Annotated in this window: 7 protein-coding genes and 1 pseudogene; 1 reads left to right on the plus strand and 7 read right to left on the minus strand. The window is 64.8% G+C overall.

Annotated elements, in window-relative coordinates; all coding sequences use genetic code 11:
- Positions 1 to 38 precede the first annotated feature (38 nt).
- The 6 genes from AC1DKD_RS18385 to aspA form a co-directional block, all read right to left on the minus strand.
- A complete protein-coding gene (locus tag AC1DKD_RS18385; RefSeq protein WP_441633457.1) occupies positions 39 to 2336 on the minus strand; it encodes an NADP-dependent malic enzyme in 2298 nt (765 codons plus the stop codon).
- A gap of 114 nt (positions 2337 to 2450) precedes the next feature.
- Positions 2451 to 4193, minus strand: a complete 1743-nt coding sequence (lpdA, locus tag AC1DKD_RS18390) for a dihydrolipoyl dehydrogenase (protein WP_477111964.1) — start codon at positions 4191 to 4193, stop codon at positions 2451 to 2453.
- A 13-nt stretch (positions 4194 to 4206) separates the two neighbouring features.
- Positions 4207 to 5577, minus strand: coding sequence for a dihydrolipoyllysine-residue acetyltransferase (locus AC1DKD_RS18395; protein WP_477143545.1), 1371 nt, complete (start codon positions 5575 to 5577; stop codon positions 4207 to 4209).
- Between the two features lie 33 nt (positions 5578 to 5610).
- Positions 5611 to 8298, minus strand: coding sequence for a pyruvate dehydrogenase (acetyl-transferring), homodimeric type (gene aceE, locus AC1DKD_RS18400; protein ID WP_477143546.1), 2688 nt, complete (start codon positions 8296 to 8298; stop codon positions 5611 to 5613).
- A gap of 202 nt (positions 8299 to 8500) precedes the next feature.
- A complete protein-coding gene (locus AC1DKD_RS18405) occupies positions 8501 to 9829 on the minus strand; it encodes a dicarboxylate/amino acid:cation symporter (protein WP_441633449.1) in 1329 nt (442 codons plus the stop codon).
- Positions 9830 to 9931: 102 nt separating this feature from the next.
- Positions 9932 to 11359, minus strand: a complete 1428-nt coding sequence (aspA, locus tag AC1DKD_RS18410) for an aspartate ammonia-lyase (protein WP_441633447.1) — start codon at positions 11357 to 11359, stop codon at positions 9932 to 9934.
- A gap of 315 nt (positions 11360 to 11674) precedes the next feature.
- Here aspA and AC1DKD_RS18415 point away from each other — a divergent pair, with 315 nt between their 5' ends.
- A complete protein-coding gene (locus AC1DKD_RS18415) occupies positions 11675 to 12631 on the plus strand; it encodes a LysR substrate-binding domain-containing protein (RefSeq protein ID WP_441633492.1) in 957 nt (318 codons plus the stop codon).
- A gap of 59 nt (positions 12632 to 12690) precedes the next feature.
- Here AC1DKD_RS18415 and AC1DKD_RS18420 read toward each other — a convergent pair.
- A pseudogene (locus AC1DKD_RS18420) lies at positions 12691 to 12953 on the minus strand (L-asparaginase); the annotation flags it as partial.

The following is a 12953-nucleotide window of genomic DNA, read 5'->3' on the forward strand; positions in this document are numbered from 1 at the left end:
CCTGTTTTTGGTTCGCGATCGCTGTCGGCGTTCAGATGCTAGATCCCTGCCGCCTGCGCCGTGGCGCGCTGGGAGCCGGCATCGACCGTCGCCACCGCCGTCATGTTGACGATGCGGCGAACGGTCGAGGATGAGGTCAGGATGTGCACGGGGCGCGCGGCGCCAAGCAGAATGCCGCCAACCGTGATGCCGCCGCCCGCCGCGATGCGCATCAGGTTGTAGGAGATATTGGCGGCGTCGACGTTGGGCATCACCAGCACGTTGGCTTCCGTGACCAGGCCGGAGTCGGGGAACTCTTGGTCCAGGATGGGCTTGGACAGCGCCGCATCGCCGCGCATCTCGCCTTCCATGGCCAGCGACGGGGCGCGCGATTTCGCCAGCGCCAGCGCCTCGCGCATCTTCACCGCGGCCGGGGCGGTGGAGCCGCCGAAGTTGGAGTGCGAGAGCAAGGCCACGCTCGGCGTGATGCCGAAGCGGCGGACGGCTTCGGCGGCCAGCAGCGCGATGTCGGCGATCTGTTGCGCCGTCGGGTCGAGGTTCACGTGCGTGTCGCAAATGAACAGCTGGCGGCCGGGCAGCATCAACATCTGCATGGCGGCAAGCGTCTCGCTGCCGGGCTTCAGCCCGATCGTGTCCCGCACATAAGCCAGGTGGTCCTGGAAACGGCCCACGGTGCCGCACAGCATCGCGTCGGCCTGGCCTTGCCGAACCAGCATGGCGCCCAGCAGCGTACCGCGGCTGCGCACCTCCGCCTGTGCCAGCGCGCGCGAGACGCCGTCGCGGCGGCTAATCTGATAGTACGCCTCGGCAGCGTCGCGGTAGACGGCAGGATCGAGCGGATCGATGCATTCGCAATCCTCGCCCGGTTGCAAGCGCAGGCCGAATTGCGCGATGAGCTGGACAATCACGTCGGGACGGCCCACCAGCATCGGGCGCGCGATGCCCTCGTCGATGACCACCTGCGCGGCGCGCAGCACGCGCTCGTCCTCGCCTTCCGCGTAAATCACCCGCTTCGGCGCGCGCTTGGCGGCGGCGAATACCGGCTGCATGGCGCTGCGCGACTGGTAGACGAACTGGCCGAGCCGCTGGCGATACGCCTCCATGTCCGCGATCGGGCGCGTGGCCACGCCGCTGTCCATTGCCGCCTGGGCGACGGCGGGCGCGACGGCTTCGATCAGGCGAGGGTCGAACGGCTTGGGAATCAGGTATTCGGCACCGAAGCGCAGGCCGACCGCGCCGTACGCCTGGGCCACCACCTCCGGAATCTCCGCATGGGCGAGTTCGGCAATGGCGCGCACGGCGGCCAGCTTCATCTCTTCATTGATGGTGGTGGCCCCGACGTCCAGTGCCCCGCGGAAGATGAACGGGAAACAGAGGACATTGTTGACCTGGTTCGGATAATCCGAGCGCCCGGTGCCAAGGATGGCATCGGGGCGCACGGCCAGCGCATCCTCCGGCGCGATCTCTGGCGTCGGGTTGGCCATGGCCAGGATGATCGGGTCGCGCGCCATGGTCTTGACCATCTCTGGCTTGAGCACGCCACCGGCCGACAGGCCGAGAAAGATGTCCGCGCCGCCGATGATGTCGGCCAGCGTGCGCGCGGAAGTGTCCTGCGCATAACGCGCCTTGTTCGGGTCCATCTGCTCCTTGCGGCCGAGATAGACCACGCCGTTGCTGTCGGAGACGAACACATTGCCCATGGGCAGGCCCAGGCTCACGATCAGGTCCAGGCAGGCGAGGGCGGCCGCGCCTGCGCCCGACGCTACCAGCTTGACCTCGCTGATATCCTTGCCGACATGCTTCAGCGCGTTGAGGATGGCGGCGGCGGCCACGATGGCGGTACCGTGCTGATCGTCATGGAAGACCGGGATCTTCATACGCTCTCTCAGCTTCTTCTCGATATAGAAGCACTCGGGCGCCTTGATGTCCTCGAGGTTGATGCCGCCGAAGGTCGGCTCCATGCGGGCGATGGTTTCGATCAGCGCATCGGGGTCGTCTTCCGCCAGCTCGATGTCGAAGACATCGATGCCCGCGAACTTCTTGAACAGGCAACCTTTGCCCTCCATCACCGGCTTGCCGGCCAGCGGGCCGATGTTGCCCAGACCCAGCACCGCGGTGCCGTTGGTAATCACCGCGACGAGGTTGGCGCGCGACGTGAGGTTCATCGCCTCGGCCGGATCGCGCACGATCTCCATGCAGGCGTCGGCGACGCCGGGCGAGTAGGCCAGAGCGAGATCGCGCTGTGTGGCCATCGCCTTGGTGGGCGTCACGGAGATCTTGCCGGGCGTGGGATAGCGGTGGTAGTCGAGTGCGGCTTCGCGAAGGTTGTCGGTCATGGTTGTCTCTGTGGCTCGGTCGGGGCGCCGGAACGGCGGCAGACGTTCGTGCAATCTCTTGTGTGTGGCGGCACGACGCAAAGCGCTGCGTCGTGTGCCCGTGTCAATTTCCTTTTATTTCTTCTTCACCGGCGGCAGGTCGGTGCAATGGCCCTCAAACACCTCGGCGGCCATCCCGATCGATTCACCCAGCGTCGGGTGCGGGTGGATCGTCTTGCCGATATCGGCGGGCTCGCAGCCCATCTCCACGGCCAGGCAGATCTCGCTGATCAGGTCGCCCGCATGGGTGCCGACGATGCCACCGCCGATCACGCGATTCGTGGTGCTGTCGACGAGCAGCTTGGTGAAGCCCTCGTCGCGTCCGTTGGCAATGGCGCGCCCGGAGGCGGCCCACGGGAACACCGCCTTGCCGAACTGGATCCCTTCGGCCTTGCATTGCTCTTCGGTCTTGCCGGCCCAGGCCACTTCCGGGTCGGTGTAGGCAACCGACGGGATCTGGCGCGCGTCAAAGAAGGCGGGCTCGCCGTGCGCCGCCTCCGCCGCCACGTGCGCTTCGTGTACGGCTTTGTGCGCCAGCATCGGCTGGCCGACGATGTCGCCGATGGCGTGAATGTGCGAGACGTTGGTCCGCATCTGCTTGTCGACTTCGATGTAGCCACGCTCGGTGACGGCCACCCCGGCCTTCTCCGCGGCAATGGACTTGCCGTTGGGGCTGCGGCCCACGGCGACCAGCACCACGTCGTATACCTGCGGCGCGGGCGCCTCCTTACCCTCGAAGCTGACTTCGATGCCTGCCGGCGTGGCCTTGGCGCCAACCGTCTTGGTCTTCAGCATGACGTGGTCGAAGCGGTGAGCGTTTTTCTTCTCCCAGACCTTGACCAGGTCGCGGTCGGCACCCTGCATCAGGCCATCGAGCATTTCCACGACATCGATGCGGGTGCCCAGCGTGGAATACACCGTAGCCATTTCCAGGCCGATGATGCCGCCGCCCACCACCAGCATGCGCTTCGGGATCGACTTCAGCTGCAGCGCCCCGGTGGAGTCGACGACGCGTTCGTCGTCGGGCATGAACGGCAGCTTCACCGCCTGGCTGCCCGCAGCGATGATGGCCTTTGCAAACTTGACGACGCGCTTTGCGCCATCGGCTGCCACGACTTCGAGGTGATGTGGGTCGAGGAAGCTGCCCACGCCGGTGACCACCTCGACCTTGCGTGCCTTGGCCATGCCGGCCAGGCCGCCCGTGAGCTTCTTGATAACGCTGTCCTTGAACGCGCGCAACTTGTCCAGGTCGACCTCGGGCGCACCGTACTTGATGCCGTGGTCGGGCAGATGCGCAACCTCATCCATCACCGAGGCTGTGTGCAGCAGCGCCTTGGAGGGAATACAGCCGACGTTGAGACAGACGCCACCGAGCGTCTCGTAGCGCTCGACCAGCACCGTTTTCAAGCCCAGGTCGGCGCTGCGAAACGCGGCCGAGTAGCCACCGGGGCCGGCGCCTAGCACCAGCATCTCGCATTCCAGGTCTGCCGTGCCGCTATAGCTCGCGGCGTTAGGCACCGGCACGGAGGGCGCAGCCTTCGGCGGTGCGGCAGTCGGCGCCGCGCCGGCCGCCACACCCGTGGCCTCTACTATCAGGATCACCGAGCCTTCGCTGACCTTGTCGTTGACCTTGACCAGGATCTCTTTCACCACGCCGGCATGCGAGGAGGGGATCTCCATCGATGCCTTGTCGGATTCGACGGCAATCAGGCTGGTGTCCACGGCGATGGTCTCGCCGGGCCGGACCATGACCTCGATCACCGTGACGTCCTTGAAATCGCCGATATCCGGCACCTTGACTTCGACACGTTGGGTCATTGCAGCGCGCCCCTCAGAACAGCACACGCCGCAGATCGGCGAGCAGGTTGGCAAAATAGACGTTGAAGCGGGCAGCCGCGGCCCCGTCGATGACGCGGTGGTCCCATGACAACGACAGCGGCAGGGTCAGGCGCGAGGCCCAGTTCTTGCCATCGCCGGAGTGCTGCTTCCAGAAGCTCTTGCAGACACCCATGATGGCAACCTCGGGTGCGTTGATGATGGGCGTGAAGTTGATCCCGCCGATGCCGCCGAGCGAGCTGATCGTGAAGGTGCCGCCCGACATCTGGTCGGGCTTGAGCTTGCCTTCCCGCGCCAGCTTGGCCAGTTCGCCCATCTCCCGCGCGATGTCGGGGATGGACTTCTTGTCGACGTCGCGGATCACCGGCACCATCAGGCCGTTGGGCGTGTCGGCGGCAAAGCCGATGTGGTAGTACTGCTTGAGCACCAGGGTGTCGCCGTCCAGACTCGCGTTGAATTCCGGGAATTTCCTGAGCGTGGCCACCGCTGCCTTCATCATGAAAGGCAGCATGCTGATCTTGATGCCGCTCTTTTCCAGCTCCTTGTTCATCTGCACGCGGAACTGCTCGAGATCGGTGATATCCGCCTCGTCATGCGTGGTGACGTGCGGGATCACGACCCAGTTGCGGTGCAGGTTGGCGCCGGAAATCTTCTTGATGCGGCTAAGTTCCCTCCGCTCGACCGGGCCGAACCTGGCAAAGTCCACCTTGGGCCACGGCAGCAGGTCCAGGCCCGCGCCGCCACCAGCGGGCGCGGCGGCAGGCCTGGCGGCGGGCGTTATGGCGCCTCCCGAGCGGGCGAACGCCTCGACATCGGCTCGCAGGATGCGGCCATGCTCGCCACTGCCGCGCACCTTGCCCAGGCCCACGCCGGTCTCCCGGGCGAGCTTGCGCACCGCCGGTCCGGCGTAGGCGAGCGCGAAAGCGGGTTCGTCCACGCCACTCGAAGCTGGCGTAATGGGCGCAGGCGCCGCCGCGAGGACCGGAGCCGGCGCCGCGGATGCCACCGCCGGTGCGTCGCCGGTAGCCAGTGTCATGATGATGCTGCCYTCGCTGACGGYRTCGCCCASCTTGACGTGGATCTSCCTGACCACGCCGCCYWGCGGRGCCGGCACGTCCATGGTGGCCTTGTCGGAYTCCAGCGAMACSAGCGGRTCCTCSGSCTTSACCRKGTCGCCSACCTTGACGAASAMYTCGATCACCGGCACRTCCTTGWARTCGCCGATGTCGGGGATGCGCACTTCGGCCAGCCCCGCAGGCGCGCTGAGCGGCGAGGGCGGCGCGCTTACGCTGGGCTTGGCGGTGCCGGCCGGCACCGCCAAGCCGCACGTCCTTGAAATCGCCGATGTCGGGCACCTTGATATCAATGGCTTGGTTCATAGTCTTCAATCCTTGGCGTGTCAGACCGTCCACGGCGCTGCGCGCTCGGTGTCCACCGCATACTTGGCAATGGCCTCGGCCACCACCGCCGGCTTGATCGCGCCGTTATCGCTCAGCGCCTTGAGCGCGGCGATGGCAACGTGGTAGCGGTCGACCTCGAAGAAGCTGCGCAGCCTGGCGCGGTAGTCGCTGCGGCCAAAGCCGTCGGTACCCAGCACGACGTAGCGCCGTCCCGCGGCCTGCACGTATTCGCGTACCTGGTCGGCGTAGTTGCGCATGTAGTCGGTGGAGGCGATCACCGGGCCTTCATGGCCTTCCAGGCTGGACTCGACCCAGCTCTTGCGCCGGGGCTCGGTGGGGTGCAGCAGGTTCCAGCGCTCGGCGGCCATGCCGTCGCGGCGCAGCTCGTTGTAGCTGGTGGCGCTCCAGATGTCGGCGGTGACGTTGAAGTCCGCCTTCAGCAGCTCGGCGGCGGCGATGACCTCGCGCAGGATGGTGCCGCAGCCCATGAGCTGCACGCGCAGCCCGCCCTTGCCGGCCTTGCCGCCGTCCTTGAGCTTGTAGAGGCCCTTGAGGATGCCGGCCTCCGCGCCTTCGCCCGCGTCCGCGAGGCCGGGGTGCGGGTAGTTCTCGTTCATCAGGGTGATGTAGTAGTACACATCCTCCTGGTCCTGGTACATCCGGCGCATGCCGTCGCGCACGATGGTCACCACCTCGTAGGCGAAGGTGGGATCGTAGGAAACGCAGTTTGGGATGGTGCCGGCGATGATGTGGCTGTGGCCGTCCTCGTGCTGCAGGCCTTCCCCGTTGAGCGTGGTGCGCCCGGCGGTGCCGCCGAGCAGGAAGCCGCGTGCTCGGATGTCGCCCGCCAGCCAGGCCAGGTCGCCGACCCGCTGGAGCCCGAACATCGAGTAGTAGATGTAGAACGGGATCATCGGCACGTTGCTCGTGCTGTACGAAGTCGCAGCAACAATCCAGCTCGACATCGCGCCGCCCTCGTTGATCCCCTCCTGCAGCACCTGGCCGTCCTTGGACTCCCGGTAGTACATGAGCTGATCGGCGTCCTGCGGCTTGTAGAGCTGCCCGACCGATGAGTAGATGCCTAGCTGGCGGAACATGCCCTCCATGCCGAAGGTGCGCGATTCGTCGGGCACGATGGGCACCACATGCTTGCCGATGGCCTTGTCGCGCACCAGGGTCCCCAGCATCTGCACGAAGGCCATGGTGGTGGAGATCTCGCGCTCGCCGGTGCTGTCGAGCAGGCGCTGGAACGTGGACAGCGGCGGAATTTCCAGCGCATGCGACTTGCTGCGGCGGGCCGGCAGGTAGCCGCCCAGCGCCGCGCGCCGCGCGCGCAGGTACTGCATCTCGGGGCTGTCCTCGGGCGGCTTGATAAAGGGGATGTCGGCCAGTTGCGCGTCGCTGACCGGAATCTGGAAGCGGTCGCGGAAACCGCGCAACGCGTCCTGGGTCATCTTCTTGGCCTGGTGGGCGATCATCTGGCCTTCGCCGGATTCGCCCATGCCATAGCCCTTGACCGTCTTGGCCAGGATCAGCGTGGGCTCCCCGGTGTGCTTCACGGCGGCAGCGTAAGCCGCGAACACCTTCTCGGGATCATGGCCGCCGCGCGTCAGGCCCCAGATCTCGTCGTCGCTCATGTCGGCGACCAGCGCCTTGAGTTCTTCGTACTTGCCGAAGAAGTGCTCGCGTACATAAGCGCCGCTCTTGCTCTTGAAATCCTGGTATTCGCCGTCGACGCATTCCTCCATGCGCTTTAGCAGCAGGCCGCTCTTGTCCCTGGCAAGCAGCTTGTCCCAGCCGCCGCCCCAGACCACCTTGATCACGTTCCAGCCGGCGCCGCGGAAGACGGATTCCAGTTCCTGGATGATCTTGCCGTTGCCGCGCACCGGGCCRTCCAGMCGCTGCAGGTTGCAGTTGATGAYGAAGATCAGATTGTCGAGCCGCTCGCGGCCGGCCAGCGAGATTGCGCCCAGGGATTCGGGCTCGTCCATCTCGCCGTCGCCCATGAAGGCCCAGACCTTGCGCGCCGAGGTGTCCGCCAGCCCTCGGCCTTGCAGGTACTTGAGGAAACGCGCCTGGTAGATCGACATCAGTGGGCCCAGCCCCATCGACACGGTGGGGAACTGCCAGAAGTCCGGCATCAGCCAGGGGTGGGGGTAGGAGGAAAGCCCGGTGCCGCCGGTTTCCTGCCGGTACCCGAGCAACTGCTGCTCCGTGAGCCGGCCTTCGACAAAGGCGCGCGCGTAGATGCCCGGTGCGCTGTGGCCCTGGATGTACAGCAGGTCACCGCCGTGCTGGTCGGTGGGCGCGTGCCAGAAGTGGCCGAAACCGATGTCGTAGAGCGTCGCCGCCGACTGGAAGCTCGCGATGTGGCCACCGAGTTCCGACGACTCCTTGTTGGCGCGCAGGATGATGGCCATCGCGTTCCAGCGGATGATCGAGCGCAGGCGATGCTCGATGGCGCGGTCGCCGGTCGATTGCGCTTCGTCCTTGGGGGCGATGGTGTTCCGGTAGCCCGTGGTCAGCGAGCGCGGCACATAGAGGCCGTCGCGCCGCGCTTCATCGACCAGCGCATTGACCAGTTGGTTGGCCCGCTCGGTGCCGCGATGCTGCGTGACCGCCTGCAGGGACTCCAGCCATTCGGCGGTCTCGACAGGATCGAGATCGCCCGCTTCTCGTGCGCTCATATTGTCTCCACGTGTTTTGTTTTGAGGTGCGTCAGATGATGCTGCGGCAGAGGGATATAGCAATCGCCGTGCCATTGCCGGGATGGCCGCGGACGGATCGCAAGTCGTTGATTAAACGGGAAACTGTTTGTGCCGGCCGGGCGGCCCGGTTGTGATTCCATATTGCGGCGCCTGGATCGTTATGAGATTTCATGTGAGGGCATCAGGGATTACCCCAGTCTGCGCGGGGGCCAGTTGCTCCGGGCTGCCGCGCGGGTGCTTCGGCGATGTCTTCGGTGTCTTCGGTGTCCGGCAACTGCGTCGGGCTCAGTTCGCCTTCCCATTTGGCGACCACTGCCGTGGCGATGCTGTTGCCGATGACGTTGGTCGCGGTCCGGCCCATGTCGAGGAACTGGTCGATGCCCAGGATCAGCAGCAGGCCGGCTTCGGGCAGGTTGAACATCGGCAGGGTGGCCGCCACCACCACGATGGAGGCGCGGGGCACGCCGGCGATGCCCTTGCTGGTGACCATCAGGACCAGCAACATGGTGATCTGCTGCGTCAGGCTGAGTTCGATGTTGTAGGCCTGCGCGATGAACAACGCGGCGAAGGCCTGGTACATCATCGAGCCATCGAGGTTGAACGAGTAGCCCAGCGGCAGCACGAAGCCGGTCACCTTGTCGGGGACGCCGAACTTCTCCATCTGCTCCATGGTCTTCGGATAGGCGGCCTCGCTGCTGGCGGTGGAGAAGGCGAGGATGGTCGGCTCGCGGATCAGCTTGAGCAGGGTGAAGACCCGCCCGCCGAGGAACAGGTAGCCCGCGCCCGTCAGCACCAGCCACAGTACAACCAGTCCCAGGTAGAAACCGCCGATAAACTTGCCGTAGGTGAACAGCACGCCAATACCCTGTACGGTAATGGCGGCGGCGACGGCGGCAAAGACGCCGAGCGGCGCAAAGCGCATCACGAAGTCCGTGACGCGCAGCATGATCGCCACCAGTTCCTCGATCGACGCGACCAGGTGATGCCCCACCTTGCCCTTGAACGATGCAATGGCGAAGCCGAAGAACAGCGAGAACACCAGGATCTGCAGGATCTCGTTCTGCGCCATGGCTTCGAACACGCTCTTGGGAAACACGTGCGTAATGAAGTCCTTCAGGTTCAGCGACGAAGTCTTGAGATTGGTGGCGGTGCCGATCTCCGGCAATGGCAGGTTCAGCGCATGGCCGGGCTGCAGCAGGTTCACAAAGAGCATGCCGAGCAGCAGCGAGATCAGCGATGCGGTGATGAACCAGCCCAAAGCCTTGATGCCGATGCGGCCCACCGCGCTCGCGTCCTTCATGCCGGCGATGCCCGCCACCAGCGTGCCGAATACCAGCGGCGCGATGATCATCTTGATCATGCGCAGGAAGATGTCGGTGACGATCGAAAAGTAGCCGGCAATCTCTTTCGCCATCCCCGCATTGGGCGCGAGGGTGTTGCAGAGATAGCCGGTCCCGATGCCCAGGACCATGGCGACCATGATCTGGGTGGTTAACTTGTTGGCTTTCATGTTGYGGTGTCTCCGGGGATTGCGGCAGATCGTTGTCTGGCCGTCGATTTGCGGGGCGGGGGCCCGCTGCTTCTTGCGGCGCTGGGGACGCCGTGACTCAGTTCACCGGGCGCGCGGCGCCAGGCTCAGCGGAGTGGGCTGCGTCAGCACTTCCGGCCGCAGGATCTGGTCGAGTTCCTCCCTGGACAGCAGCCCCTTTTGCAGCACGATCTCGTACACGCTGCCGCCGGTGGCGTGGGCCTCTTGCGCTACCGCCGTGGCGTTGGCGTAGCCGATATACGGGTTCAGGGCGGTGACGATGCCGATGGAGTTTTCCACCGTGGCGCGCAGGCGTTCCTCGTTGGCGGTGATGCCATTGACGCAACGCTCGGCCAGTGTCAGGCAGCCATTGCGCAGATGGCTGACGCTCTTGAACAGGCTGTGCGCAATGATCGGCTCGAAGGCATTCAGTTGCAGTTGCCCGGCTTCGGCGGCGAAGCTGACGGTGATGTCGTTGCCGATGACCTCGAATGCGATCTGGTTGACCACCTCGGGGATCACGGGATTCACCTTGCCGGGCATGATGCTCGATCCGGCCTGCATGGGCGGCAGGTTGATCTCGCCCAGGCCGGCGCGCGGGCCGCTGGAGAGCAGGCGCAGGTCGTTGCAGGTCTTGGAGAGCTTGACCGCCACGCGCTTGAGGACGCCCGACAACTGCACGAAGGCGCCGCAGTCCTGCGTGGCCTCGATCAGGTTCGGCGCGGTCATCAGCGGAATGCCGGTGATCTCCTTCAGGCGCTTCAGGATCAGCGGTGCATAGTCCGGGTGCGCGGTAATGCCGGTGCCGATCGCAGTGGCGCCCATATTGATCTCGCAGATCAGCAGCGCCGCTTCGCGCAGCCGCTGCTCGTCCTCGCCGAGCATCACGGCATAGGTGCTGAACTCCTGCCCCAGCGTCATCGGCACGGCATCCTGCAACTGGGTGCGGCCCATCTTCAGCACATGCTTGAATTCCTCGGCCTTGCGCTCGAACGCCCGCCGCAACACCGACATGGCGTCCACCAGCCCGAGGATGCCGAACCAGGTTGCGACCTTGAGGGCCGTCGGGTAGACGTCGTTGGTGCTCTGGCCGATATTGACCTGCTCGTTCGGATGCAGGTACTGGTATTCGCCTTTTTTGTGGCCCAGCAGCTCCAGCGCGCGGTTGGCGATCACCTCGTTCGCGTTCATGTTCGTCGAGGTGCCGGCACCGCCCTGGATCACGTCGACGACGAATTGGTCGTGCAACTTGCCGCCGAGCAACTCCGCGCAGGCCTTGACGATGGCATCGCAACGGGTTTCATCGAGCAGGCCGAGTTCATGGTTTGCCAATGCGGCTGCTTGCTTGATATAAGCCAGGGCCTTGATCAGATCCGGATAGATAGAGATGGGAGTGCCCGTGATCGGAAAATTTTCCACTGCACGCAGCGTGTGCACACCGTAATAGACATCGGCCGGGACTTCGCGATCGCCCAGCAGGTCATGTTCGGTTCTAAAAGATCCATTCGTCATCGGTGTGCTCCTCGCAGGTTTTGATGAATGAGAGGAGTGCAAGCTTATGGAAGCCACCGGCGCGTTGCGACCTTGATGCGAATTTGTCATGACGCGCATTGAGATATGCATGCCGGCGATGCTGCGCCATTAGCGGTGCCTGCTGGTTCTACGAGACAACCCGGATGCACGTGGAGGGATGTTGCAAATTTGGAATACGGCGCCGCGAAATTTGCATCACGGTATCGGGGTTCCACCAATTATTCCGTGATCGCCTTGCCGTATGATGTGACTCAGACCTTTCGCCTTCCACCCCGATGCCGAGTAGATTCCATCATGGAAACCAAGTGGCTTGAAGACTTCCTGTGCTTGGCGGAAACGCGGAGCTTTTCACGCGCGGCAGGCGACCGCCATATCACCCAGTCAGCGTTCAGCCGCCGCATCATGGCGCTTGAAGAGTGGCTGGGTGTCAGCCTGGTCGATCGCAGCGTGCATCCGGCAACCTTGACGACCGCCGGCTGGCTGTTCCGCCGCCTGGCGGCCGACCTGCTGCGTGACGCCTATGCGGCACGCGCACTGCTGAGCAGCCGGCAGCCCCTTGCCGAGAGCGACAAGGTCATCCGGTTTTCGGTGGCGCACACGCTGGTGTTCACTTTTTTTCCGGCCTGGCTCAAGTACCTGCACCGCAGTTTCGGGGCGCTGAGTGCCTGCGTGCATGCAGTGAATGTGCCCGAAGGCGTCCAGCAACTGGTCGACGACGATTGCGACATCCTGCTGGGCTACCACCATCAGCAGTTGCCGATCCTGCTGGACCCTAACGGCTTCCCGTTCCTGAAGCTGGGCGTTGAGCGCATCCAGCCGTACTCGGCGCCGGATAAGGACGGGCAGCCGATTTTCCGCCTGCCCGGCACGAGCGCCAGACCGTTGCCGTTCATGGCCTATTCATCCGGTGCCTTCCTGGGCAATGTGGTGGAGATGATCCTGCTCAATTCACCGGAGCCTTACGGGCTGCAACGGTGCTTCGAGACGCACATGTCGGAGGCCTTGAAGGCCATGGTCGTGGCCGGGCATGGCGTCGGCTGGTTGCCGGAGAGCTGCGTCAGCGACGAGGTGAGAGAGGGGCGGCTGGTGCTGGCCGGCCCGGGGGCGTGGTCGACGAGCCTGGATATCCGGCTGTATCGTTCGGCGACCAATCCGAAGCCCCTGGTCGATGAACTTTGGGCMTTTATCAGCCATGTACCGGACGCGCAAGCGATGGGACGCCTGGCGGAATCGAGCGACTGCGGCTTGTAGGGCAGGATGGGAAAGGGCCGGGCACGACACCGTCGTACCCGGCCCCGTCCGCGCTCAACTCAATACTTCCACAGGATCTTCTGCAGTTCCTGGGTGTCGTTGGTCTTGGTCAGCGCCAACGCCATCAGGATGCGCGCCTTCTGCGGCAGTTGGTCGTCGGTCACCAGCCAGTTGTACTTGTCGTCCGGCTGCTCGGCGTTGCGGATCACCGCGCCGCTGCCGGTGCGCGAGGCGCGCACGATCTGCACGCCCTTGGCGCGTGCCGCCTTGAGCGGCTCGACCATGTAGTCGCCCACGCTGCCGTTGCCGGTGGCGGCATAGA

Source organism: Cupriavidus sp. 05T313 (assembly GCF_056396665.1).

Excerpts from the sequence above, each read along its gene's own strand:
- AC1DKD_RS18385 (WP_441633457.1), bottom strand. The coding sequence starts at position 2,336 with ATGACCGACAACCTTCGCGAAGCCGCACTCGACTACCACCGCTATCCC.
- lpdA (WP_477111964.1), bottom strand. The coding sequence starts at position 4,193 with ATGACCCAACGTGTCGAAGTCAAGGTGCCGGATATCGGCGATTTCAAG.
- aspA (WP_441633447.1), bottom strand. The coding sequence starts at position 11,359 with ATGACGAATGGATCTTTTAGAACCGAACATGACCTGCTGGGCGATCGC.
- AC1DKD_RS18405 (WP_441633449.1), bottom strand. The coding sequence starts at position 9,829 with ATGAAAGCCAACAAGTTAACCACCCAGATCATGGTCGCCATGGTCCTG.